This window comes from Ferrovibrio sp. (assembly GCF_036381655.1).
Classification (GTDB): domain Bacteria; phylum Pseudomonadota; class Alphaproteobacteria; order Ferrovibrionales; family Ferrovibrionaceae; genus Ferrovibrio.
Window position 1 is genome coordinate 1 of sequence record NZ_DASVCJ010000065.1, and the last position, 25,432, is coordinate 25,432.

Below are 25,432 nucleotides of genomic sequence, written 5' to 3' on the forward strand. Positions count from 1 at the left end.
CCTCACGGATGTAGAGATCCCGCCCTTCGATCTCGAGCGGCGTATACGGCTTGACCGCCGCGATGGTCGGAACGTTGGACCGAATGAGGGCGGTTGGCACGAACTCGACCACTCCGCCGATCGCCACCGCGACGAAGGTGAACGCGGCGAACCGGACGGGACGCGCCTCGAGGGTCCTGTGCCAGTCTGCCGATCGCGGCTGCGCCATCGCCACGAGCGGAGGCGCCTGCGCTGACTCGCCTGCGACGAAGACGCCCTGACGGGCCGTCCGGTACAGGTTGTAGGCGGCGACGAGTCCGCCAAGCGTAAACAGCGCCCCGCCGCCCGCGCGCAGCGCGTACATCGGCCGCAGGCGCACGACGGTCTCGAGGAAGTTCGGATAGCGCAGCGCGCCGTCCGGTGTGAACTCCTGCCACATCAGGCTCTGGGTGATCCCGGCGACATACATGGGAATCGCGTAGAAGAGGATGCCGAGCGTCGCGAGCCAGAAATGGGCGTTGGCCAGCCGCTCGGAGTACAGCTTCGTTCCGTAGATCCGCGGAATGATGTAGTAGAGCATCGCGAACGCCAGCCCGCCGTTCCACGCGAGCGCGCCGACGTGGACGTGGCCGATCACGTAGTCGGTGTAGTGCGTCAGCGCATTGACGTTCTTGAGCGACATCATCGGCCCTTCGAACGTCGACATGCCGTAGGCCGTGACGCCGACGACCATGAACTTCAGCACCGCACTCTCTCTTACGCGGTCCCACGCGCCGCGCAGCGTAAGCAGCCCGTTGACCATGCCTCCCCAGGACGGCGCGATCAGCATGACTGAGAACACCGTGCCGAGCGACTGTGCCCAGTCGGGCAGCGCCGTGTACAGCAGGTGGTGCGGACCCGCCCAGATGTACAGGAAGATCAGCGACCAGAAGTGGACGATCGACAGCCGATACGAATAGATCGGCCGGTTCGCCTGTTTCGGGATGAAATAGTACATCATCGCCAGGAAGCCGGCCGTGAGGAAGAAGCCGACGGCGTTATGGCCATACCACCACTGCACCAGAGCGTCCTGCACGCCGGAGAACAGCGAGTAGCTCTTGCTGCTGAACGGCGATACCGGCACCGCCAGGTTGTTGACGATATGCAGCATCGCGATGGTGATGATGAAGGAGATGTAGAACCAGTTCGCCACATAGATATGCGGCTCCTCGCGCTTCATCACCGTGCCGAGATAGGCAATCAGGTAAACGACCCAGACCAGCGTCAGCCAGAGATCGACGAACCATTCCGGCTCGGCATATTCCCGACTCTGGGTAATCCCGAAGACGTATCCGAGCGCCGCGAGCACGATGAAGAGCTGATAGCCGAAGAACAGGAACCAGCCGACCGAGGCGCCGCCGAACAGGCGCGCCCGGCAGGTGCGCTGCACGACGTAAAGCGACGAGCCGAGCAAGGCGTTACCGCCGAAGGCAAAGATCGCTGCCGAGGTATGCAGGGGCCGCAGCCGGCCGAAGGTGGTCCATTCCAGCCCGAGATTGAGCTGCGGAAAGGCCAACTGCAGAGCGACATAAACGCCGGCGGCGAACGCTGCGACGCCCCAGAATATGGTGGCGATCACGAAGGCGCGGACGACGTCCTCGATATAGGGTTCGAAGGTTGCCCGGTTCGGGGCGGCGGCTAGTGCGGTCATGCAGTCCTCGCTATGGCGCCCGGACGGGAACAGACCCGTCCGGCGGCGGCATACTTGGCCCCGCCCCCGATTCCGGCATTGACCCATGTCAAACGCCGACGGGCAAACCTATGCAATACCGGCTAAAGTTTGCGACGTATCGCCGCAGAATGGGAAAGACGTCTGGGAGGTACTTGACTATGGCCAGCATCAGTCAGCCGATTCCGCTTACCCGGTCCATCGTCGTGCGGCAGGTGCGCCCGGACCAGCCCTGGCAATGGCTGGCGTCGGGCTGGCGCGATCTCGCCAGCACGCCGGTTGTCAGCCTCGGTTATGGCAGCGGCCTGGTTCTGGTCAGCTACCTCCTGGTGCTTGGACTTTGGCAGGCGGATTTGCCCTATCTGGTTCTGCCCCTGGCCGGCGGTTTCTTTCTGCTCGCCCCGCTGATCGCCGTCGGGCTCTACGATACCAGCCGCCGCCTGCAAGCCGGCGAGCCGACCGGCCTTGTCATCGCGGTGACCGCCTGGCGGCGGCCGATGCAGGTGGCAACCTTCGGCGTCGTGCTGCTGTTGCTGCATTTCGCCTGGACGCGGATCGCACTGCTGTGGTTTGCACTGTATTTCCATGGCGAGGTGCCGCCGCTGGAAGCCATCCCGTTTTATCTGATCGATGCGGAAAATCTGCCGTTCCTGGTGATCGGTGCCATGCTTGGCGCCGGTTTTGCGGCGCTGGTCTTTGCCGTTTCGGCGATCTCGCTGCCGATGCTGCTCGATCGCGACATCGACGTGGTTTCGGCGATGCTGTGCAGCCTGCGGACGGTACGGAAAAACCCGAAGGCCATGGCCCTCTGGGCCGGGCTCATCGTTCTGTTCACCGCCATCGGGCTGGCCACCTTCTTCGTCGGGCTGGGATTGCTGTTCCCGTTGGTGGCGCATGCCACCTGGCATGCCTACAAGGATTTGGTCGGTTAGCTGGCCGCCAGCCAGCGCCAGGCCATCAATGCCGCCAATACGGCGTTGAAGATCAGGATCGGCACCAGGAAACGCCGCAGGGATTGGCGCAGCCGCTGCCTCAGCACCACGCCCAATCCGCCGACGGCGAACAAGGCCGGCATGGTGCCGAGCGAGAATGCCGCCATGCCGAGCGCGCCGCGCCGCCAGTCGCCGCTGGCGCCGACAAGCAGCAGCGCCGAATAGAGCATGCCGCAGGGCAGGAAGCCGAGCCCCACGCCAAGCACGTAACCCGAAGCCCCTGTCGGTTTCGCAAAGAACGGCGCCAGCAGGCGATGCCAAACGCCGGCGATGCTGCCGAAACCGGCCACCGAACGTTTCGGCAGGAGCTGATCGGCGGCCAGGGTCAGGAACACCAGGCTGGCGGCTATTAGGGCAAAGGCCGGCACCTGCCCGCCGATCAGTAGCGAGCCGATGCCACCGGCAGCCACCGGCGCCGCCGCGCCCAAGGCGGTATAGGTCGTCAGGCGGCCGAAATGGTACGGCAGCAAGGCGGCACCGCGCAGCCGCACCAGCCGCGTCGCCTGATCGACCGGCGTTGCCGCCAGCCGATTGCCGACCTGCGCCAGCACGAAAGGCCCGCACATGCCGGCGCAATGCGCCGCGCCGCCGATCAACCCCATCAGGAACAGACCGGCCGGCAAGCCGAAGCCCGTCATTGCCGTCGCCACATCGCCCCTGGCGAAGGCCGTGCAGGCGGAAAGAAACCAATGCCAATCCATCGCAGGAGCTTACTTCAAAACCATTATAAGGTGTTGATCCTGATCAATGCCGCCGGCACCGGCATGCACCACCGTGGCGTTATGAATCCAGCCGGCAACCTCGTCGAACTGCGCCAATCGGTAACGCCGGCCTTATTGCGGCTTTTCGCCGCGCTCGGCGGCGCGGCGCAGGACGGTTCGCCATTCGATATTCTTGCCGGCCAGCGGCTCTCGCTCGTCGCGGTTTGCGCCATCATGGACGCGTTGCCGAACACGCCGCCAGCCCTTGCCCGCAATATCGCGGCGGCGTTGGCTGGCTTTCTGCGCCACGACTATCTGGCCGTGATCACCGAGGAAGAGGATGGCCTGTTGGTGAAACTGCAGCCCCGCCTTCTGCTTGGCGACGACCTGGATGAAGCGATCCGGCAGCTCATGGAAGAGCATCGGCGCGACCGGCAGGAGGCTTTGCTGCTTGCCGCGAAATGCGACGAAATTGCAACTGGACTGTCCGATGGCGAAGCGGCCGCGACGCTGGTGGCGCTGCGCGCCTTTGCCGAGCGCCAACGCCGCCATCTTGCCTGGGAAGAGGCCATCATTCTTCCGCTTGCGCGTGATCGCCTGTCCTCGGACGATTTGTCGCAGTGGAAGCAGGCTATGAAAAAACGCCTTCACTCCGTAAAATAAATAGTGGCTTGAGATGCATATTTCCTGTCGGAAGAAGTGGGAGCTTCAGATGATCAGCGGCCACAACGTCGTAGCGATGCAGCCGCGCCCACGGCCGGCCACGGCGGAACTGCCGGATGTTTGCGCCAACTGCACGGCCCGCAGCCTGACGATCTGCGCGCCGTTGACGGCGGACGAGCAGGCGGACGTCGCCAGCCTGACCACCAACCTCGCCTTCAAGCCGCGCCAGATGATCTTCCATGAAGGCGACGACGCGGAATACGTCTACAACATCACCGCCGGCAGCGTTGCGCTCTCGAAATCCATGGCCGATGGCCGCCGCCAGATCACCGGCTTCCTGGGTCCGGGCGATTTCCTCGGCTTCAATGCCCGCGCTCAGCATTCGGTCAGCGCCGAGACGCTCACCGATGCACGGGTCTGCCGCTTCGTGCGCCGCGCCTTCCATGATCTGCTCGCCCGCATTCCGACTTTGGAACACCGGCTGCTCACGGTCGCGACCACCGAGCTGGAAGCAGCGCAGGATCAGATCCTGCTGCTCGGCCGCAAGACGGCGATGGAACGGATATCGACATTCCTGCTGATGCAGATCGAGCGCGCCAAAACCCGCGGCGCCGTCACCAATCCCCTGCTGCTGCCGATGACCCGTGCGGAAGTCGGCGACTATCTCGGACTGACCATCGAGACGGTCAGCCGCTGCTTCACCAAGCTGCGGAAATCGAACATCATCAGCTTGCTGAACGCCGACCGCGTCAGCATCGACAACCCGGACGCACTGGCCGCGCTGGCCGATTCCGGGGACTGATTCGCGCTGAGGCGTTTGCCTCAACGTCGCAGACTATGCCGCATACGCGGCCTCTGCCGTGCGATCAGACGCCCAGATACCGTTGCAGGATATCGGGCTGCTGCCGGATATCGGCGGCCGAGCCCTCATGCACGACATGGCCGTTGTTGATCACATAGACCCGCTGCGCGAGCGCCAGCGTGGCTGCCAGATTCTGCTCGACCAGAACGATGGTTTGCCCCGCTGCGGCGAGGTCGCGGCAGGCCCGCATCAGATCATGGACAATGACCGGCGCGAGACCCTCGAACGGCTCGTCCAGCAGGATGATCTTGGGATCGCGGATCAAGGCGCGGGCAATCGCCAGCATCTGCTGCTCGCCGCCGGATAGATCGGTTCCCCGGCTGCTACGGCGTTCCTTCAGCCGCGGAAACATCTCGTAAATCCGCTCCAGCGGCCATTTATTCTGCGCCGTCAGGCCGGCCAGAACGAGATTCTCCTCGACATTCAGGCTGCCGAAGATGCGGCGCTCCTCGTGGACGAGTTGCATGCCGGCCAGCGCAATGGCATGGCTCGGCTTGCCGGTGACGTCGTTGTCGTCGAAGATCACCGAGCCGCTACGCGGCCGCACAACGCCCATCAGGCTTTTCAGCGTGGTGCTCTTGCCGGCGCCGTTGCGGCCAAGCAGAGCCACCACTTCGTTGCGCTCCACCCGCAAGGAAACATCGAAAAGGATATGCGAATCCCCGTAATAGGTGTTGAGCGCCTTAGCCTCCAGCAAGCTCATTCCAGCACCCCGCCGAGATAGGCTTCCTGAACCATCTTGTTCCCCTGGATTTCCGCCGGCGTTCCTTCGACCAGCACCCTGCCCTCATGCAGCACGGTGATACGCTCCGCCATCTCGAAAATCGCATCCATGTCGTGTTCGATAATGACGAGCGTGCGGCCCTGCCGGATCGACTTCAACAGTTTCACGGTTTCGACACGTTCGCTCGGGCTCATACCGGCCAGAGGCTCGTCCAGCAGCAGCAGGCTCGGCGAGGTTGCCAACGCCAAACCGATTTCAAGCCGCCGCTTCTCGCCATAGGCTAGCGCCGAGACGGGAATGTCCAGCCGATGCGTGAGGTTGACCAGCGCGGCGGTATGCATCACCTGCTCGCTCACGCCAGGCATGGTGTCGACATTGCGCAGAACATCGACGCGGAACCGGCCGCGGGCCTCCGCCAGTGCCGCTATGGTGAGATTCTCGCGGACGGTCAGGTTGGAGAAGAGCTGATTGACCTGGTAGCTCTTGGTCAACCCCAACTGGCACACATCGGTAACGCTCATGCCGGTGATGTCGCGGCCTTCGAAGATGATGGTCCCGGAGGTCGGCGCCACTTCACAGGTGAGCAGCTTGAAGAAGGTCGATTTGCCGGCGCCGTTCGGACCGATAACAGCCCGCAATTCGCCGTGCTGCACCGTAAAGTCGATGTCTCCGTTGGCGACGAGGCCGCCATAGCGCTTGGTCACCCCCTTGACCTGCAGGATCGGCCCCGACGAGCCGGTCAGGGCGTGACTGCTGGGCGGCAGCGGCGCCGCCATGGCGGCCGCCGTTTCGGCAGCCGACGCTTCCGCCGGCTGTGCTTCGGCGGCACCGCGCGTCACGGTCAGCGCCCAAAGGTCCTTGAGCGCGCCGATGATGCCGCGCCGCAGGAAGCAGACGAGCAGCACGAAAATCACACCCAGCGCCAGTTTCCACGAGGCGCCCAAAGCCAGCGGCCCCTGCAGGAAGTCGCGCAGGTAGAGCCACACCGTGGCGCCGACCAGGGGCCCGAACAGCGTGCCCAGACCGCCGATCACGGCCTGCATCACCAATTGTCCCGAAGTGTCGAAGGTGAACGCCTCGGGCGGCATGTAACCTTGAAGCACGCCGAGCAGACCGCCCGCCAGGCCGGCATAAGCCGCAGCGATGACGAAGACGAGATGCTTGTACTTCTGCACGTCGTGGCCGACCGCCGCGGCGCGCTGAGGATTGTCACGGATCGCAATCAGGATGTGGCCCACCGGCGAGCGCACGATCTGCCGGGCAATCACCATGCCGATCAGATAGCAGACGGCAATGAAGCCATACATCGACCAGCCGCTGGTGATATGGATGGTGGTGAAGCCGAGATAGAAGGTCGGCGACGGCACGCCCGGAAGGCCGTTCTCGCCCCCGGTGAAAGCTGCCAGCGGCGAGTTCTCGACGAAGAAGAACACCTCGGCGATCGCCACCGTGATCATGGCGAAATAGATGCCCGTCCGCCGCAAGGCGATAAAGCCGATCAGATAGCCCGTGATCGCCGCCACCACGGTGCCGATCGCCAGCCCCAGCACCACGCTGGACAGGCCGGCCCGGGTCAGCAGATAGGCCGCGAAAAAGCCGCCGGTGCCGAAAAAGGCCGACTGGCCGAAAGACAGCAGGCCGGTATAGCCGAACAGCAGGTCGAAACCGATGCCGAACAGGCCGAAGACCAGAATACGGTTCATCGTATCCGGAACGAAGCCGGCGAATGGCAGGATGTAGGGCGCGATCAGCAGGCCGAGCGCGGTCAGGAGATCCGGCAGCCAGCGGCGGCGGAGCAAAGTGCGCTTTACCATGGTCACGACCGTCCCTGCGAGCCGAGCAGTCCGTGTGGACGCAACATGAGTACCAGTGTCATCACTGCAAACAGCATGGCTTGAGATAAGCTTGGATCGAACATCGCCGTAATACTGAGGATTTCGCCCGCGATCAGGCCGCCGAGTACGGCGCCCGGAAACGAGCCGACGCCGCCGATCACCACCACTACGAAGGCTTCCACCAGGATCGCCTCGCCGATATCCGGCGTGATCGGCGCCACCGGCACGTTGACGATGCCGGCAAAGCCGGCCGCCATGGCGCCAATGCCGAACACGATCATGAAGACGCGATAGACATTGATGCCGAGCGATCCGACCATCACCGCATCCTCGATGCCGGCGCGGACGATCATGCCGAGCTTGGTGCGGTACAGCAGGAGATACAGCACCAGCAAGGCGATCGCCACGATGCCGATCACCGCCAGGCGATAGGTCGGATAGATCATGAAGCCGAGATTGGTGATGCCGGTTGCCCAGCTTGGCGCCGGCACCGATTTCGACAGGCTGCCGAAGAAGAAACGGATCGTCTCGACATAGACGATGCCGAGCCCGAAGGTGACCAGAATCTGGTCTTCATGCGGCCGGCTGTAGAAATGCCGGATGATCAGCCGCTCCATCACGATTCCGACGAACATCATGAAGATGGCGCCGGCCGCGATGGCGACGAGGAATGATCCGGATAACTGGTAGGCAACGTAACCGGCGTAACCGCCGATCATGAACATCGCGCCGTGCGCGAGGTTGAGGACACCCAGCGTGCCATAGATGATCGTCAGACCGGAACTGATCAGCGCCAGCAGAGCGCCGAGCACCAGCCCGTTAAACATCTGTGAAATAAAATTAGGCCACGAGAGCATTCCTCAACCCCGCGCACGGATCACGAATTCAACGATGGATCAGGTATAGTCGCCGAGCTTGCATCCGAACGCATCGGGTGCCTGCATCAGCCCCTCACCCGGGACCACGTCAACCACGTCATAGTAGTCGTCCGGACCCTTCATATCGGCCGGCTTCTTGCCGCGCGTGACGATGACCGGGCGTACCAGCTGATGGTCGGCACCGCGGAACCAGACCTCGCCCACCGTGGACTGGACCTTGTAGCCGGCTTCGTACGCCTTGATGACTTCCGGCGGATAGAAGGTCTTGGCGCGTTCGACGGCGTCGGCCCACATGGCGACCTGCATATAGGCCGCGTTGGCGCCCCATTCCGGATTGGACTTGTACTTGCCCCGGAAGGCATCGTTGAACATCTTGGCGAGCGGGAACTTCTCTTCCAGGGTCCACCAGTAATCGGTGGCGGCAAACACGCCGGCCATGATGTCCGCCCCGACTTCCTTCGCCAGGAACGGCGTATTGTAGGGCACAACCAGCGTCATCTTGCCGATGATGCCGAAGTCCTTGGCCTGCTTGATCGACAGAACCGCGTCGCGGCCGAAATTGATGTTGATCACCACATCGGCGCCGCTATTGGCCACATTCAGCAGGTAAGAGCTGAAATCGGTGGTGCCGAGCGGCGAGACCTGGTTGGTCGCAACGGTCCAGCCGCCGGCCTTCAGATGCTCTTCCATCGACTGCCGCACGGTGTGGCCGTAGGTATAATCGGGCGTCAGGAAGGCGATCTTCTTGTTCTTGCCGATATTCTTGATCAGCACCGGCGCGATCGCCTTGGCCGCGGTTTCGGCGTAGAAGCATTCGCGGAAGGAGTAACGCACGCAGTCCTTGCCGGTCGTATCGTTCGAGCCGGAGATGCCCGGCAGGTAGATCACCTTCTCGCGCTGCGCCAGCTTGTTGTTGGCCACCGCCTCGGCGCTCGAAACCGAGCCGGTCATCATCACGGCCTTGTTCTCGCTGATGAACTTCGACAGCGCCTGAACCGCCGTGTTCGGCTTGGCCTGGCTGTCGGCGATGCCGTATTTGACGGTTTTGCCGAGCACCCCCTTCTTGAGGTTCGGCGAAATCTTGTGCATCAGGTCATGGCCGGCATTGAGATGCTCGATGGCAAGCACGTAGCCCTTGATCAGATCCTCGCCCGACGCGGCATAGGTGCCGGTGCGCGGCACCGAAATGCCGACAAACACCGAATCGCCAGAGGAACCGGCGGGATAGGTGCCCAGCGCAGGATGCTCTGCGGCGAATGCGGGCAGGATCAGACCGGACGGCAGCAAGGCGCCACCGGCCAGAACGGAACCCGCCTGCAGAAAAGCACGGCGGGTACGCGGCTTATCGAAAACGGTCATTGGAACTCCTCCCATTATGGCTTTTCGTGCCTTGGCAGCAGACCCCACCGGCACGCTGCGGACTATCTGTAGGAACAGTCGGATGGCCTCGCAACTAAAGGCTGCCCATATTGCAAACTTTTGTGAAAACATTGAAAATTTCAAATTAAACTAGTAAAAAAATTTACAAACCTGCAGGAAATCACCGCCATGCCCCGTCTTCCGATTGGCCATCAGATCCGCGAGGAACGCAGGAAAAAGCACATGACGCAGGCGGCTCTGGCGGCGGCGGCGGGGATTTCGACCTCCTATCTGAACCTGATCGAACACAACAAACGGCCGATCGCCGGCGCCCTTATCAACCGGATCGCCGCCGCGCTCGGAATCGCCCCCAGCCGCCTGAGCGACACGGACAATCTCCGGCTGTCCCAGGACCTTCTGGAAATCGCCCGCACCTATGCCAACCTGCCGACGACAGATCCTGAACAGGTGCTCGATTTTGTCGCCGTCGCCCCTGCCTGGGCGCGCGCCATCCTGCAGCTCCACCGCAGTTATCGCGAAGCATCGGAAACCGCCGTCGCCCTGTCCGACCGGCTGAGCCAGAACCCGGCCCTGATCGAACTCAGCCATGCCGTCCTGACGCGAATCACGTCGATCCGGGCCTTCGCCGAAATCCTGCAGGAACATGGCGAGCTCGACGAGGCGGCGCGGCGGCGTTTCTCCGGCATCATCGCGGCGGAAGCGGATGCGCTCGGCTCGAGCGCGCGGACGATGATCGAACTTCTCAGCGCCAGACCGGGCCATGCCGCCGGCTCCTCGCCGGAAGAAGAAGTCGACGACTTCATCATCTACCATAGCAACTATTTTCCCGAACTGGAGGAGGCCGCCGGCGACCTGCGCCGCCTGCTCGGCGGCGGCGACCGGATCGCCGAAGCGGCGATGGCCGAGCGCCTGGAGAATCTGCATAAGCTCCGCATCGAAAGCGCCGAAGGGATGGCCTACCAGGCCGCAGAGGCGTCATCGGGCGCCGATGTCGTCCGCCTCGATCCCCGGCGGCGGGAAGCCAGCAACCGCTTCATACTGGCGCGATGCCTGGCCGAGCGGGACCATGCGGCCCTGCTGTCGGAAATCGTCCTCGGATCGCCATTGCTGAGCAGCGACGCGTCGCGCCAGGCCGCCCGGCACGCGCTCGCCAACTACATGGCCAGCGCCCTGCTGTTTCCGTACGAGCGCTTTCACGAGATGGCGGAGGCCTGGCGGTACGATATCGAGCGCCTGGCGCATGCCTTCGGAGGCAGTTTCGAGCAGACGGCTCACCGGCTGGTCACGCTGCGCCGCCCGGGCGCCGAGGGCGTGCCATTCGCCTTCCTGCGCAGCGATCCGGCCGGCAATCTGTCGAAGCGCTTCAGCATTCCGGGCCTGCGCATGCCGCGTTACAACGGCGGCTGCGCGCTCTGGCCGCTCTATACCGCCTTTCATTCCCTCGGCCGCGTGGTCACGCAACTGGCTCACATGCCGGAAGGCGAGCATTACCTCCTGATCGCCAAATGCGTCTCCAAACACGCCGCCGGCTATGGCGAGCATGCCACCTTGTTCAGCATCATGGTCGGCTGCGACGCCGCATATATGCCGCGTATCGTCTATGGCGACCTGTTCAACGGCAGCCGCACCAGGGCTACATCCACCGGCATATCCTGCCGCTCCTGCAGCCGAACCGACTGCCCGCAGCGCGCTTATCCGCCGATCCTGACCTCCCGCCCGCGCTAACTTGGCCTCGACCGGCCTGCCGCCGTCATGCTAGCCTTGAACAAGCTGGGCCAAGACACAACGAGAACCAGCAGCGGAGGATATCATGCCCGGGCGAATCCTGGTCGCCGAAGATGAGCCTTACATCGTTGAGGCCATTACGTTCCTGCTGTGCCACAAAGGCTATGAAGTTACCGCGGTCGAAGACGGCGCCGCCGTCATCCCCGCCATAGCCAACGCCAAGCCCGACCTGCTCATCCTGGATATCATGTTGCCCTCGGCCAACGGCTTCGAGGTGCTGTCGCGTATTCGCTCAGCGCAAAATCTTCGGGCCCTGCCCGTCCTTGCCCTCACCGCCAAGGGTCAGGAGGCGGACCGCCAGCGCATGACCGAGCTTGGGGTGGACGACTTCGTGACCAAGCCTTTCTCCAATCGGGATCTGGTCAGCCGCGTGGACCGGCTGCTCGCAACCGGGCCGCAGAACCAACCGGCGGCACGGAACTAGCTCGGCCCATGGCCTCACAGAACCGCTACCAGGAACTTGCCATCGTCCTGCCCCTGGGCGGCACCATCCTGTTCATACCGCCGTATCTGAGTATCTTCAGCCGGGCGGAGTTCGTGTTCGGCATTCCGGTGATGCACCTTTATGTCTTCGGCGCCTGGCTTGCCGGCATCCTGCTCACCGCCCTGCTCTCGCGGCGCTTCATCCGCATCGCCGCTGCCGCCGATCCGGGCCCGCCGGAATCGCGCGGCAAGACCGCCATCGACGCGGGCAATCCGCCGGACTGATGCTGGCATCGACCGCCATCATCACGGTTGCCGGATTGTATCTCGGCGGATTGTTCCTGCTCGCCTGGGTCACCGACCAGCGGGTGGCGCAGGGCGCCGGACGGTTCGTCAGTTCGTCGGTCAGCTATACCCTGTCGCTCGCCATCTACTGCACCTCCTGGACCTTCTTCGGCGCGGTCGGCTCGGCGGTGCGCAGCGGCCTGGAATACCTCACCATCTATATAGGCCCGACGCTGGCGCTGATGGCCTGGTGGTATCTGCTGCGCAAGCTGGTGCGCATCACCAAGGCGCAGCGCATCACCTCGATCGCCGACTTCGTTTCTGCCCGCTACGGCAAGAGCGCATCGCTGTCGGCGCTGATCACGGTGATCGCCGTGGTGGTCGTCACCCCCTATATCGCGCTGCAGCTCAAGGCCGTCGCCGCCGCCTACAATGCGGTCAGCGACCATGCCGCCCCGGGGCTGGGCCAGATCGGCGAGCATAACCTGCCGGGCGACACCGGCTTCTGGGTGGCGATCTGCATGGGCGCCTTCGTCATCCTGTTCGGCACCCGCAACCTGGGCGCCGACGAACGCCATCCCGGCGTGGTCGCGGCGATTGCGCTGGAATCCATGGTCAAGCTGTTCAGCCTCGGCGCCGTGGCCTTCTTCAGTCTTTACGAACTGAACGACGGCGTCGCCGACCTGTTCCACCATGCCCTGCAATCCCCGTCGCTGCAGCGCCTCTATGTCTTCCGCGAGGGCTTCGAGACGCGGTGGATCGTCACCACCTTCCTGTCTGCGGCGGCGATGGTCTGCCTGCCCCGGCAGTTCCAGGTCGCGGTGGTGGAAAATTCCGACGAGCGCCATCTGGCCACCGCGTCATGGGTATTCCCGCTCTACCTGCTGCTGGTCAGCCTGTTCGTCATTCCGATCGCCATCGCCGGCGTGACCCGCCTGCCGGAAGGCATGAATCCGGATCTTTACGTGCTAACTCTGCCGCTGGTCTACAACCGCGACTATCTGGTGCTGCTGGCCTTCATCGGCGGCCTTTCCGCCGGCACGTCCATGGTGATCATGGCCAGCATCGCCCTGTCGATCATGATCTCCAACCATCTGGTCACGCCCCTGCTGCTGCGCCTGCCGCATTTCCGCGAACCCGGCACCGGCGATTTCTCGCGGACATTGCTGCTGGTCCGCCGCGGCAGCATCATCGCCATCCTCACCCTGGGCTACGTCTATTACCGCACCATCACCTCGAGCGATCCGCTCGCCTCGGTCGGGCTGATTTCCTTCGCCGGCGTCGTGCAGTTCCTGCCGGCGCTGCTGGGCGGCATCTTCTGGCGCGGTGCGACCAAGAGCGGCGCGACCACCGGCCTGCTGATCGGCTTCGCGATCTGGACCTATACCCTGCTGCTGCCGAGCTTCGCCCTCCCCGGTACCGTGTTTTTCGATCTGCTGCGCGACGGCCCCGGCGGCCTGGCCTTCCTCAAGCCCGACGCGCTGTTCGGCCTTTCCGGCTGGGACTCTCTGGTGCACGGGCTGTTCTGGAGCCTGTCCTTCAACATCGCCGCCTATATCGGCGTCTCGATCTTCTCCAGGCAGTCGCCGCTCGAGCAGCTGCAGAGCGCGATCTTCGTCGGCATCTTCGAGCGCCGGGCGGCGAATGTCGACAGCGCATTGCAGCGATCCGCGCATGCGGAAGACCTGCTGCGGCTGACGCAGAGCATCCTCGGCCACGAACGGGCGCACCGCATTTTCCGCGACTATGCCCGACGCCAGGGCCGCAAGGACGATCTGCCGATTCCCAACCCCGCCCTCATCGCCTACGTCGAGCGGCAGCTGGCCAGTAGCGTCGGCGCCGCTTCGGCGCGCACCCTGGTATCGCGCATCGTCATGGGCGAGACGATCACGGTGGAAGCCGTGATCTCCATCCTCGACGAGACGCAGCAGGCGATCCGCTACAGCCGCGAGCTGGAACGCAAATCGACCGAGCTGGAGGAGACGGCCGAGAAGCTGCGCCGCGCCAACGAGCAGCTGCGCCGCCTGGACATGATGAAGGACGATTTCCTCAGCCGGGTCAGCCACGAGCTTCGCACGCCGATGACGTCGATCCGCTCGTTTGCGGAAATCCTCGTCAACACGCCGGAGGTGGAAACCGCGCAGACGCGCCGCTTCCTGCAGATCATCCAGCAGGAGAGCGAGCGCCTGACCCGCCTGCTCGACGAAATCCTCGATCTGAACCGCGTGGAGAACGACCAGATCAACTGGCCGGTCGTCATCGCCGATGCCGGCCACATCGCCCGGCAGGCGATGGCCGCGATGGCCGGACTGGCGAAAAGCCATGGCGCCCAGCTCGTCGATGCGCTGGACGGCACCCCTCTGCCGGTCCGGGTGGAGGCCGACCGGCTGCAGCAGGTCTTCATCAACCTGATCTCCAATGCCATCCGCCACAACGACAGCGCCACTCCGATCGTCTGGGTCGAGGGGGGCATCGCCGGCGACGGCAAGACCGTGGAAGTGCGGGTGCGCGACAATGGTCCCGGCATCGACGCCGAGGAGCGCGACCTGCTGTTCGAGAAATTCTCGCGCAGCACGACCGAGCGGCGCAAACGCTATGGCGGCAGCGGCCTGGGCCTGGCGATCTCCCGCAGCATCGTGCAGCGGCTGGGCGGCAGGCTGGTTCTGCTCGAGGGCGCCGAAAGGGGCGCGACCTTCGCGGTGCGGCTGCCCTCCGCCTGAGCGCAGCCCGGCCGCAGCCGCGCCGAGAGCCGGACCGCGAGGCCGGACCGGCCGGCATGGGCCAATTCCCTCGTATCCGCTGTGGAATGATTGCACTGCCATCATTGCAGCAATCCGGCCGGTTTTTGACCGCTGGCGACCGGCCCGGTCGGCTACGGACCGCCACCGACCATCCCTGACCGCTGCGAACCGCGGCAGGCGGGCCTCTTCGGCGCCAGCCGCGGCATACCTTCGTATTCACCTGTCCAACAGCGAAATGCCCTGCCGGAGAGCAGGGTTGCTTAGGAACAATATGGGAACTTGCGGCCCGAAAGACAAGGGCAAGAAGACGATGGGCAACAGCCCGCTCAATCGTCGATCAGGTCAAAACGGGGATGTGACTGGAAGGGCGCTTTGAGCTGCCGTTGGATGGAGGCCTTTCGACGCGTGATCGCGCCAAGCCGTTTGCGTTTTTTCCATCGTTTCATCGACCGGCCGCGCGACCGGCAAAAATATTCCGGTGAAGCCGGGCAGACCCGCCTGAAGGCAAAGACGGGCCGCTCGCCGCCTCAATCGCGGGACTGCTGGTGGATGAGCCCGTCGGCAGGTTGGAGAATGAGAAAGGTACTGGCTGGCCTGGCTCGGGCGGGTTCAAAGCCGTTGCGACCTGCTATCCGCGTGAGCGCCGCGCCGCGAGAAATTCATTCGAGCTCGTGGCGGTATTCGGGGCTTCGAGCACCGCTGTAAACTCGTAGCGGTCCTGTGTAAACCGAACAAAGCGGGACGCGGCTAAGCGGTTTGTGCTCTTGGAGAAAATGGCGCGCTCGAAGAGATTCGAACTCCTGACCCCCAGATTCGTAGTCTGGTGCTCTATCCAGCTGAGCTACGAGCGCGCAGGCGGCGAAAACCGCGATGGGGGCGGAACCTACTCAATTCGCTGGGCCGGCGCAAGGGCCAAGCGACAGCCTTTGCCGTTCGTCGCAAGCCTCGGATTCTACTAGCAGATGAAGCTTGCGAGCGGTTCCGCGCCCCCCTAGAATACCACCGTTCGCAGAAGGCGCGCGCTGGCCGCAGGACGGTGTCGGGCCGAGAGTGCAACGGGGGGCCCTCAGGCCATTATGACAAAGCAAGACAACAGCAACGCAAATCGGCGCGGCATGGCACAACCTGTTCATTGTGAGGCTGCTCGTATTCCGACAGAGCGGCGCCGCCGCCTGGCTTCAGCCACTGCCCTCGCCGCCTTGGTCCTGGCGCTGTCGGGCTGCTCGTACATGTCCGACGAGTTGTGGCCGTCGCTGACCGGCGAGGATCCCGCCGGCCAGCCGGGCGCCACGGTGCAGCAGATTCCGCCGTCGAGCGCCGAAGCGAATCCGCAGCCGGTGCTCACGCCCCCCGCCATGGGCTCGACCAATTTCACCGTGCCCGGCGTCACCCCGGGGCAGCCGACCGGCACCTTCGTCGGCCAGAAGGTGCAGCAGATGCGCAGCGAGCTGGCCCAGCTCCAGCAGCAAGTCACCAGCCGCAACCAAGCGCTGCAGAGCATCCGCGTCAAAGCAACCCAAGATTCGCAGAATTATCACGGCCTGGTGGCCGCGGTCAGCACCCGCCTGCAGATGGGCACCACGCCGGGCAATCCGATCCTGATCAACCAGTGGAATCAGGCCCAGGTCAATCTCGACCGCATGGCCAGCGATGTCGATCAGCTCAGCAGCCTGGGCAACCAGGTCGCCGCCGATTCGGCGATGGCCACCTATCTGCTGCAGGCGATCAAGTCGACCTACAGCCTGTCCGGCGCGATCGACGAGGATCACCGCCAGCTCGCCGTGCTGGAGGACGAGACCGCCAAAACGGTCGTGCTGATCGACCGCCTGCTGGGCGAACTCAGCCAGGACGTCGCGCGCCAGAGCAACTATATCGGCAGCGAGCGCGCCAACCTGACGACGCTTTCGGCGGCGATCAAGCAGGGCGAATTGCTCGGCCCGTCGCTGGGCAACCGCGCCACCTATTATGCCGGCGCGCAGCAATTCGCAGCGATGGATACCGGCGCCCCGGTCAATACCCAGGGCCGCGTGCCGCTGGTGGTCATCCGCTTCGACCGCGCCGACGTTCCCTATCAGCAGGCGCTGTATAACGCCGTTTCGCAGGCGCTGGCGCGCAAGCCGAATGCGGTGTTCGACGTGGTCGCCGTCGCCGCCGGCGGAACCCCGGCGCAGGCCGCCAGCAACCAGAACCAGGCGCGGCGCAATGCCGACCGGGTGCTGCGCTCGCTGGCCGATATGGGCCTGCCGGCCAGCCGGGTGAACGTCACCGCGGCACGGGATGCGCAGGCGGCGGCCAACGAAGTGCAGGTCTTCGTCCGCTAAGGCGGCCGGTCAGGCTTCAGGGTTTCAAAAGCCCGCCGGGGAAACCCGGCGGGCTTTTTCTTTCCTGATGACGCTTCGGCGATGACTCTTTAGCGATGATTCTTTTGGGGGACCGCCGGCAGCGAGCCTTAAAGCTGCGGCCCGGCGGCGCGGGGCCCGAACAGGATCACCGCCATGCCGGCCAGGCAGAGCGCCGCGCCGGCAAAAGGTCCCAGCGGTCGGGCCGGTGGCCTTCCACCGCCCAGGCCCAGACGAGCGCCGCGGCGATGTGAATGCCGCCATAGGCGACACAGGCGCGGCCGGCCAGCGGACTGTCGGCCAGGGTGAGCAGATAGGCAAACAACGCCAGCGCCGCCAGGCCGGGGATCAGCCAGAGCGGCGACTTATCCAGCCGCAGCCAAAGCCAGAAGGCGAAGCAGCCGGCGATCTCCGCCACCGCCGCACCGAGGAAGGCCAGCAGCGACATCATCCGCGGCCTCGTCCGCCCGGCTTCCTGCCGCCTATTGCCAGGAGACCGCCGACAAATCGTTCACCGCGACTGGTGCATTGGTCCAGAAGCCGGTCAGGCCGGCCTTGTAGACGCCGATGCGCGGCAGGTTGAACAGAAAGCCGACGACGGCATCCTCGGCCAGCAGGCGCTGCAGATCCTGCAGGGCCTTGATCCGCTCGGCCTTGTCCAGCGTCGTATCGGCCCTGGCGATCAGATCCTGCGCCTGCTTGCTGTCATACTGCCAGTAATAATTGGGGTCGGCGAACTTGATGTAGTCGTTCGGCTCGACATGGCTGACGATGGTCAGATCGTAGTTCTTGTTCTTGAACACGGTATCCAGCCACTGTGCCCATTCCATATTCTCGATCTTCGCCGTGATGCCGATATCGGCCAGCAGGGCGGCGATGATCTCGCCGCTGCGGCGCGCATAAGCCGGCGGCGGCAGTTTCAAGGTCAGTTCGAGACGGCCGATGCCCGCCTCCTTCAGCAGGGCCCTGGCCTTCGCCGGATCGTAGGGATAGCGGCCGGTCATATCGACATAGGCCGGATCATGCGGCGGAATCCAGCTTCCGATCGGCTTGCCGTAACCGGAATTGGCGCCGTCGATGATCGCCTTGCGGTCGAGCGCGTATGAAATCGCCCGGCGCACGCGGATATCGTCGAGCGGCTTGCGCTTGTTGTTCATCGACAGGATGGTCTCGCCCTCGGTCGATCCGATCGTGACCTTGAACTGCTTGTCCTGCTGGAATTGCGGCACATTCTCGCCGGTCACGCCGATCGGCACCGCATCCAGCCCGCCCGACAGCAGGGCCGCCACCATGGCGCCCTGATCGGCGATGAAGCGGAACTTCGCCGTCTTGATCCTGATGGCCGGCCTGTCGCGGTAACTGTCGGATGCGACCAGCGTGACGGAATCGCCCTTCACCCATTGCTCCAGCCTATAGGGGCCGGTGCCGACCGGCTTGGTGGCATTGGTGGCAGCCGATTCCGGCGCGGTGATGACGGCGGTGTTCTCGCCCAGGCTGAACAGCAGCGTCGGATCGGGCTTCTTGAGCAGGATGCGCACGGTCAGGGCGTCCGGCGTCTCGATCGCCGCCATATTGGCAAAGACGGCCTTGCGCTTGTTGGTGCTTTTCTCGCCGCCATAGGTCTCGAAGGAATACTTCACGTCGGCGGCGTCGAAGGCGGTGCCGTCCTGGAATTTCACGCCCGGCTTCAGCTTGAAGGTAAAGGTCTTCATATCCGGCGCGACGGTCCAGCTTTCGGCCAGCAGCGGCGCCACTTCGCCGTTTTCCTTGATCCGGGTCAGCCCCTCGAAGATGTTCAGATGCGTGATCTCGCCGATCGCGGCGGCCGGCGCGATCGTCGGATCGAGGCCCGGCGGCTCGAGCACCATGCCGATGGTGACCGAATCCTTGTGCGGCTGCGCCGAAGCGACGTTTGCCGCGCAAAACAGGCCGATACCGAGCGCCGCCGCGAAGAACGTCCAAACCCGCATGATCTTCCTCCCAGGCTAAGGCTGCCGCGACGCCTCCCTGAAGCTCGCATAGGCCCCCAACGTTTCGGCCGACCATACGCCGCGGGCGACGGCGCGCGCAACGCAATCGGCGGCGATGCTGCCCACGCGGGCGATCAGCCAGTTCCGTTCCGCAGCTTCACCCTGTTCCTTCCAGGCGGCGGTGGAAAGCGCGAACAGCGCATCGCCGTCGAACGGCGTATGCACTGGCCGCACCGCCCTGGCCAATCCGTCATGCGCCATGGTGGCGACATGCCTGAGCGCCGCCTTGTCCAGGGCGGCATTGGTCGCCACAACGCCGATGCAGGTATGGCCGGCCAGGCGCGACTCCGCCGGAATGCCCAAAGGCAGCGTGCCGTGCGGCATGGCCATCGGCCGGCCGCCGAATTCATCGCCCTGCTCGTAGGGCGCCGCCCAGAAGCCGCCATCGCCCGGCGTCGTCACGCTGCCGACGGCATTCACCGCCACCATGGCGGCGACGATCAGGCCGTCGGCTTCGCACCAGGAGGCGCTGCCCAGCCCGCCTTTGAGCTTGCCGGCCGCCGCGCCATAGCCGGCGCCGACATTGCCCAAGGCAAAGCCGCCGTCCCGCGCCTGCGCGCAGGCCGCGTAACCCAGGCGGCGATAGGGCGGCTCCTCGCCCCAGTCCTTGTCGCCGCCATTGCTCAGATCGAACAGGATCGCCGCCGGCACGATGGGGACGATGAACTCGCGGATCGCGTAGCCGCGCTTGTGCTTCGCCAGCCACTGCATCGCGCCCGATGCGGCATCCAGCCCGAAGGCCGAGCCGCCGGACAGGCAGATCGCATCCACCGCCGGCATCATCGCCTCGGGGCGCAGCAGATCGGTCTCGCGCGTGCCCGATCCGCCGCCGCGGATATCGACCGAACAGGCGGCGCGCCGGTCCGGCAGGATCACGGTGACGCCGCTGCGTACCTTTTCATCGACGGCGTGGCCGACCGCAAGGCCGGGAACGTCCGTGATGAGATTATGCGGGCCCGGACCGGTCATGCGCCTGGCCCGCTACGCCCTGACATAGACGAAGTAGCGGTTCGCCGGGATTTCGACCGGCGGCACGCGCGGCTGCAATGCCTCATGATCCAGCTTCTGATCGCTCAGGATGATCGCCCCGCTGGCGGCCAGGGGCGGCAGCCAGTTGCTCAGATTCGCCACCTGCCTCGCATTGGCTTCCGGATCGCCCAGGCCGGCATCGGCATGGATGAGCTTTGCCGCGCCGGGATGGCTCCGCGCGAAGGCGGGCAGATTGTCGGCGAACTCGCCCAGGATCAAATCGCCCGGCGGCGGCACCGAGCGCGGATTGGCGTTGTTGGCGCGATCGAAGGCGACAATGCGCCAGCCCGGCAATTTCTCGCGCAGGTGGTCGTATGTGCGCCCATTGCCCAGCCCGACCTCGAGGGCAAGGCCGGAATTTTCGCCGAAGGCCGTCACCGCCCAGTTGATCAGGGCGCGCTGCGCCTCGAGGCGTCGGATGAAGCTGTCCAACCTGCTCATGAGGAAAACCGTCTAAGCCCGGCCCTGCGCGGACAGGGCCCGCAAATCCGCGGTCGTCCGCTCCAATCTTTGTGCCAGCACGCGCATGATCTCCACTGCTATCTGGGGGAAGTCGGCTATTAGACGGAAGAACAGATCCTTTTCAATGCGCAGCACGGTCACTTCCGTCGCCGCTGTGACGGTCGCCGTGCGGGGGACGTCACAAAGGATTGCGATCTCGCCGACGAAATCGTTCTGCTTCAGATGCGCCACCTTGAAAGGCCCGCCCGGGGTGTCGACCGAGACATCGGCCTCGCCGTTGATGATGACGAAGGCCGCATCGCCCGGATCGCCCTGGCGGCAAAGCACGTCGCCCGGCTTGTAGGTCAGTCGCCGGCTGGTGAATGCCAGCAGCTTCAGTTTGGACGGCTCGATCTTCGCGAAGAGCGGAATGCGCCGCAGCAGGTCGACTTCTTCATTCAGGCTCATAGCGCAACCCCTTTCCTGTCTCGCGCCCGCATCAGGCGTGCATCAGCATCTGCTTGAACCGGCCATGCCGTTCGCTCAGATCGGCATAGCGTCCGGTCTGCACGACGGTGCCGTTCTCGATCACCAGAACCATGTCGAACCCTTCGCAATCGCTGGCGCGCTGCAACAGCCAGATCAGACCGCGATCCCGCTGCATCTCCAAAACCGCCCGCAGGACCGCGGCATGACTGCGCGGATCGAGCGCGGCGGTCGATTCGGATAGCAGCAGCCAATCGGGGCGCTTCATGAGAGCGCGAGCGATAGCCAGCTTCTGCCGCTGCGAGGCATTCAGCCGGGCGCCGCCGATGCCGACCTCGAACTGCAACCCAATGGCGATGATCGGCTCGCGCAGCTCCAATTGCTCGATCACATCGGCCATGACGCGGCCGACCTTCTCCTGCGCCTGCGCCTGCCCGTAGGAGATGCGCCCGAACAGGATATTGTCGACGATGCTGGACGAGATGGTGAAATGCGCCGGATCGAAGAAGGCGACGGCATCCTTGCGATCCTCGGGCAGGGTATCGGCGAAGATCTTGCGCGCCTTCAGGATCGCTTCGCGCTCGCTCTCGTCGAAATGACCGAGACGATGCCGCGCCAGAATCAGCTTGAACGGCAGCGACATCAGGCGGATGCGGTCCTGCTCCGAAAGCTGATCCAAAGCGTCGGGCTTCACCCGCATCAACAGCTCCTGATAGTCCGGCAGGTCGTCGGACGAGATGAAACTGAACTGCTGGAAGAATTCGTGATCCGGCGGCAGATCGGCGAACAGTTCGACCATCGTGCTGGCGACTTCATAGCCGATGCTCAAAAAGCGCTGCTTGAGGCCGACAGCCTCCAGCACGCTGAGCATATGCGGATCGCGCGCCAGATTGTCTTCGTGATAGATGCCGTTGCGCGGGGTGCCGAACATCAGATTCTCGGCCACCGTGGCGTTGTTGTTGTAGCGGTCCGGGTCCCAGCTTTCCACCAGATCGGCCAGCGCGCCGTCCGCGAGGCGCGTGCGGAAGGCATCCCTCGCCTTCAGTATGCGCGCGGCAAGGTCCGGCTCCTGCTCGGGATTGATCGTCCCGCGCATGCCGAATTGATAGACGTCCTCGTCGAAGGCCGCCGCCGCCAGCGCCCGGATCGCGGCCTGCCGCATGTCATGGGGGCCGCTGGCGCCCGCCGCGGCATAATCGGTCCAGTCGGCATCCGGGTCGTGGACGGAATTGCCCGATGCCACGACCTCGGCCATTTCCCGATCGAAGCGGCGCTGGGCCTCCGGGCTGCGCTCCGGCGCCGTCACCGGCCGATGGCGCAGGCCGAACAGCAGATTCTCGCCGATCGAGGCATTAAAGATATGCGCCGAGGGACCGACATAGGCCAGCCTGCGGCCCGTCACCGTCTCCGGCAATTCCGTGATGCTCCTGCCGTTTATGATGATCTTGCCGCGGGTCGGCATCTGCAGTCTGGCCAGCAGCTGCAGGAAATCGTCGCCGCCCAGCCCGATCACGGCGACGCGGGCCGGCCAGGGAATCGTCAGGTTGAGGTTTTCCAGGATCGGCTCGCCCTGATCGTCCTGCAAGGTGACGCCGGCCAGCTTGATCTCGCCGGTCAGCGGCACCGGCGTTTCCGGCTCCACCAGCTGATCCTCCGGCGGCAGCAATCCCGGCGGCTCGAACTGGCTGACCACCTGATCGTATTTCTGTTTGACGTCCTCGCGGGTCTGGTAGTGGTTGAGCAGTTCCCGCCAGGGCGCCGCCATCTCCTTATGGGCGCTGACTGCCGCCACGACGGTACCGACATCGAGCGTACCCTTGATCGCAAGATATCCGCCGATCGAATAAAAGAAGAAAGGACCGAGCTGCTGAATGAAATTGTTCAGGAACTTGATCATGAACTTGCGCTGGAAGATTTCCACGCGAATCCAGTAACTGACGCCCAGCCGCCGCGAGAACTCCGCCAGCATGCGGTTGGCGCCGTCATGCGTATGCACCTCGGTGATTCCGCCGATCGTCTCGCTGATACGGTCGGATAGCCGCCGCTGGTTCTTGATGCGCTCGCGGCCCAGCGCACGCACTTTTGCCTGCATGCGGGGCACGAAATAGAACTGGATGGGATAGAGCGACACCGCGGCCAGAGCCATGATCGGATTCTGGATCACCAGGAAGGTGAAGATCACCAGCAGCATGCCGCCCTGGAAGATCGGCAGGGCGAAGCTCTCGCCGATGAAGCCGCCGATCGGCTCCACTTCGGCAATCACCATGGGGATGATCTCACCCTGGCTGGTGCGGCGAAAGGTCGGCAGCGGGAACCGCAGGATCTGCGCGTAAAGCTCGTAGCGCAGCCGGCGCAGCATCCGTTCGCCGGTAATGCCCTGGAAAAAATTGATGGCGTATTTGAAGGCCTGCTGGACCAGAACCAGAGCCAGAAACCCGAAGCACAGGGCCAGCAGATAGCTGGCATGGTCGAGCTGGACCCACCCGAGGCCGAACAGGTCGACCGGGAAGCTGATGTCACGGCCCTGGATGCCCTGGTTAACGATGGCCTTGGGCATACTCAGGTAATAATAGTAGGGTCCGAAGGATAGAACTGAGAGCAGGACAATGATCACCTGCTGTCTCAAGCTATGCTTCAGGATGAAGCGATAGAGATTCTTCTCCATGGGTACTTCCCATTCTTTGCCGAACCTTAACCCAGCCCGGGCAAGCCGCCAATCGTCGGGCAGGAACGGGAACGGCCAGGGAATCATTACAGGGCAGGCCCTTGGCCAATAGCTGGGGGCTATGCCATAGTCTCGTCCGAAGGTCCCAAAGGGGGGATACTCGCATGGTATCGCGCAGCGACGGCACCCGTGTGCTGATCTACAGCCACGACACCTTTGGCCTGGGCCATTTGCGCCGGTGCCGAACCATCGCTCATGCCCTGGTCGAACGCTACAAGGACATGTCGGTCCTGATCCTCTCGGGCTCGCCGATCATCGGAAGCTTCGATTTCCGCAGCAGGGTCGATTTCGTCCGTATACCCGGCGTGATCAAGCTGCGCGACGGACAGTATACGTCCCTCAACCTGCCGATGGATATCGAGGAGACGCTGAAGATCCGCGCCGAGATCATCCAGCATACGGCACGCATTTTCGATCCGGACATCTTCATTGTCGACAAGGAGCCGCTCGGCCTGCGCGGCGAGGCGCTCGAAACCATGAAGATGCTGAAGGCGCGCGGCACCCGGATCGTGCTTGGATTGCGCGATGTAATGGACGAGCCGAGTCTGCTGGCGCCGGAATGGAAGCGCAAGAATGTCATGCCGGCGCTGCGGTCGCTGTTCGACCAGATCTGGGTCTACGGCCTGCCGCAGTTCTGCGATCCGCTGGCCGGCATCGAACTGCCGGAACGCGTCAGGCGCAAGGTGGTCTATACCGGGTATCTGCCGCGCTTCCCGGTGGAGCCGCCGCCGGAACACCAGTTGCCGGAAATCACCCAGCGCCCTTTTCTGCTTGTCACCCCCGGCGGCGGCGGAGATGGCGAAGGATTGATCGAGTGGGTGCTACGCGCCTACGAAACCAACGAGATGCTGCCCTACCCGGCCCTTCTCGTGCTGGGTCCGTTCATGCAGCGCGAGCGCCGCGCCGAATTCCTGGCCCGCGTCGCCCGGCTGCCGCGCGTCGAAGCCATCACCTTCGATGCCCATATGGAACATCTGGTCGAGAATGCCGTCGGCGTCATTGCCATGGGCGGCTATAATACGTTTTGCGAAATCCTGAGCCTGGACAAGCGCGCCATCATCGTGCCGCGCAAGCGTCCGCGCATGGAGCAGTTCATCCGTGCCCATCGCGCTGAACAGCTTGGGCTGGTACGGATGCTCGAAGATGACGGCGAGTACGACCCGGCGGTGATGGCCGCCGCCATCCGCAAACTGCCGCGTCAGCCATTGCCGTCCGAGGTCGTCATACCCGGCCTGCTGGAAGGCCTGGACAACGTCGACCGGCTGGTGCAGCCCTGGCTGCGGCCGGTTTCCGCCCCCGGCGCCAACATCGTTGAACTCCGGGGCTGACCCTCTTTTTTCGTAATCGTTTCTGGCGCCATGTCGGTTCCTGTAGCTTTTCTCCTCAAAGGGTATCCGCGTCTTTCGGAAACCTTCATCGCCCAGGA

The 25,432-nt window shown here is 64.1% G+C and carries 20 protein-coding genes, 1 tRNA gene and 1 pseudogene; 9 read left to right on the forward strand and 13 right to left on the reverse strand.

All coding sequences use genetic code 11. The features are described from left to right. A partial coding sequence (gene ccoN, locus VF194_RS13780) for a cytochrome-c oxidase, cbb3-type subunit I (protein WP_414656108.1) occupies window positions 1-1,669 on the reverse strand: 1,669 nt, incomplete at its 3' end. A gap of 179 nt (window positions 1,670-1,848) precedes the next feature. Between ccoN and VF194_RS13785 the strand changes: the two genes are divergently transcribed. Further along, window positions 1,849-2,619 (forward strand): DUF2189 domain-containing protein, encoded by a 771-nt coding sequence (locus tag VF194_RS13785; RefSeq protein ID WP_330891756.1) that lies wholly within the window; start codon window positions 1,849-1,851, stop codon window positions 2,617-2,619. Here VF194_RS13785 and VF194_RS13790 read toward each other — a convergent pair. Beyond that, complete coding sequence (locus VF194_RS13790) at window positions 2,616-3,380, reverse strand: sulfite exporter TauE/SafE family protein (protein WP_330891757.1); 765 nt, start codon at window positions 3,378-3,380, stop codon at window positions 2,616-2,618. The genes VF194_RS13785 and VF194_RS13790 overlap by 4 nt on opposite strands. A 30-nt stretch (window positions 3,381-3,410) precedes the next feature. Here VF194_RS13790 and VF194_RS13795 point away from each other — a divergent pair, with 30 nt between their 5' ends. Both VF194_RS13795 and VF194_RS13800 read left to right on the forward strand, forming a co-directional pair. Then, window positions 3,411-4,043: a hemerythrin domain-containing protein gene (locus VF194_RS13795; protein ID WP_330891758.1), complete on the forward strand. Its 633-nt coding sequence runs from the start codon at window positions 3,411-3,413 to the stop codon at window positions 4,041-4,043. Between the two features lie 49 nt (window positions 4,044-4,092). Further along, window positions 4,093-4,845: a cyclic nucleotide-binding domain-containing protein gene (locus VF194_RS13800; protein ID WP_330891759.1), complete on the forward strand. Its 753-nt coding sequence runs from the start codon at window positions 4,093-4,095 to the stop codon at window positions 4,843-4,845. Window positions 4,846-4,909: 64 nt separating this feature from the next. On the opposite strand, the gene VF194_RS13805 is transcribed toward VF194_RS13800, so the two are convergent. From VF194_RS13805 to VF194_RS13820, 4 genes are all read right to left on the reverse strand, one after another. Further along, the gene (locus tag VF194_RS13805; protein ID WP_330891760.1) at window positions 4,910-5,608 is read right to left on the reverse strand and encodes an ABC transporter ATP-binding protein; all 699 of its coding nucleotides are present in this window, start codon (window positions 5,606-5,608) and stop codon (window positions 4,910-4,912) included. After that, window positions 5,605-7,443 (reverse strand): branched-chain amino acid ABC transporter ATP-binding protein/permease, encoded by a 1,839-nt coding sequence (locus tag VF194_RS13810; RefSeq protein ID WP_330891983.1) that lies wholly within the window; start codon window positions 7,441-7,443, stop codon window positions 5,605-5,607. The genes VF194_RS13805 and VF194_RS13810 overlap by 4 nt, the downstream gene beginning before the upstream one ends. Window positions 7,444-7,445: 2 nt before the next feature. Continuing rightward, window positions 7,446-8,291: a branched-chain amino acid ABC transporter permease gene (locus VF194_RS13815; RefSeq protein ID WP_330891761.1), complete on the reverse strand. Its 846-nt coding sequence runs from the start codon at window positions 8,289-8,291 to the stop codon at window positions 7,446-7,448. A 69-nt stretch (window positions 8,292-8,360) separates the two neighbouring features. Further along, a complete protein-coding gene (locus VF194_RS13820) occupies window positions 8,361-9,701 on the reverse strand; it encodes a substrate-binding protein (RefSeq protein WP_330891762.1) in 1,341 nt (446 codons plus the stop codon). 189 nt (window positions 9,702-9,890) lie between these two features. Between VF194_RS13820 and VF194_RS13825 the strand changes: the two genes are divergently transcribed. From VF194_RS13825 to VF194_RS13840, 4 genes are all read left to right on the forward strand, one after another. After that, a complete protein-coding gene (locus tag VF194_RS13825; RefSeq protein ID WP_330891763.1) occupies window positions 9,891-11,447 on the forward strand; it encodes a helix-turn-helix domain-containing protein in 1,557 nt (518 codons plus the stop codon). Between the two features lie 85 nt (window positions 11,448-11,532). Beyond that, window positions 11,533-11,931: a response regulator transcription factor gene (locus VF194_RS13830; protein WP_330891764.1), complete on the forward strand. Its 399-nt coding sequence runs from the start codon at window positions 11,533-11,535 to the stop codon at window positions 11,929-11,931. 8 nt (window positions 11,932-11,939) lie between these two features. After that, window positions 11,940-12,215 (forward strand): hypothetical protein, encoded by a 276-nt coding sequence (locus VF194_RS13835; RefSeq protein ID WP_330891765.1) that lies wholly within the window; start codon window positions 11,940-11,942, stop codon window positions 12,213-12,215. Beyond that, window positions 12,215-14,935, forward strand: a complete 2,721-nt coding sequence (locus VF194_RS13840; protein WP_330891766.1) for a sensor histidine kinase — start codon at window positions 12,215-12,217, stop codon at window positions 14,933-14,935. The genes VF194_RS13835 and VF194_RS13840 overlap by 1 nt, the downstream gene beginning before the upstream one ends. A gap of 795 nt (window positions 14,936-15,730) precedes the next feature. On the opposite strand, the gene VF194_RS13845 is transcribed toward VF194_RS13840, so the two are convergent. Then, window positions 15,731-15,807: transfer RNA gene (locus tag VF194_RS13845), tRNA-Arg, on the reverse strand. A gap of 378 nt (window positions 15,808-16,185) precedes the next feature. On the opposite strand from VF194_RS13845, the gene VF194_RS13850 reads away from it, so the two are divergent. Then, on the forward strand, window positions 16,186-17,277 hold the full coding sequence (locus VF194_RS13850; RefSeq protein WP_330891767.1) for a hypothetical protein: 1,092 nt from the start codon (window positions 16,186-16,188) through the stop codon (window positions 17,275-17,277). Window positions 17,278-17,405: 128 nt separating this feature from the next. On the opposite strand, the pseudogene VF194_RS13855 reads toward VF194_RS13850, so the two are convergent. The 6 genes and pseudogenes from VF194_RS13855 to VF194_RS13880 all read right to left on the reverse strand — a co-directional run bounded on the left by VF194_RS13855 (window position 17,406) and on the right by VF194_RS13880 (window position 23,946). Continuing rightward, a pseudogene (locus tag VF194_RS13855) lies at window positions 17,406-17,746 on the reverse strand (YnfA family protein). 31 nt (window positions 17,747-17,777) lie between these two features. Next, window positions 17,778-19,265 (reverse strand): ABC transporter substrate-binding protein, encoded by a 1,488-nt coding sequence (locus tag VF194_RS13860; protein WP_330891768.1) that lies wholly within the window; start codon window positions 19,263-19,265, stop codon window positions 17,778-17,780. Window positions 19,266-19,280: 15 nt separating this feature from the next. Next, entirely contained in the window at window positions 19,281-20,294 is a 1,014-nt protein-coding gene (locus tag VF194_RS13865) for a P1 family peptidase (RefSeq protein WP_330891769.1), read from the reverse strand. 12 nt (window positions 20,295-20,306) lie between these two features. After that, window positions 20,307-20,795 (reverse strand): class I SAM-dependent methyltransferase, encoded by a 489-nt coding sequence (locus tag VF194_RS13870; RefSeq protein WP_330891770.1) that lies wholly within the window; start codon window positions 20,793-20,795, stop codon window positions 20,307-20,309. Between the two features lie 12 nt (window positions 20,796-20,807). Continuing rightward, a complete protein-coding gene (locus tag VF194_RS13875) occupies window positions 20,808-21,263 on the reverse strand; it encodes a cyclic nucleotide-binding domain-containing protein (RefSeq protein WP_330891771.1) in 456 nt (151 codons plus the stop codon). Between the two features lie 31 nt (window positions 21,264-21,294). After that, on the reverse strand, window positions 21,295-23,946 hold the full coding sequence (locus tag VF194_RS13880) for an ABC transporter ATP-binding protein (protein ID WP_330891772.1): 2,652 nt from the start codon (window positions 23,944-23,946) through the stop codon (window positions 21,295-21,297). A gap of 164 nt (window positions 23,947-24,110) precedes the next feature. On the opposite strand from VF194_RS13880, the gene VF194_RS13885 reads away from it, so the two are divergent. Continuing rightward, window positions 24,111-25,334 (forward strand): glycosyltransferase family protein, encoded by a 1,224-nt coding sequence (locus VF194_RS13885; protein WP_330891773.1) that lies wholly within the window; start codon window positions 24,111-24,113, stop codon window positions 25,332-25,334. Window positions 25,335-25,432 lie beyond the last annotated feature (98 nt).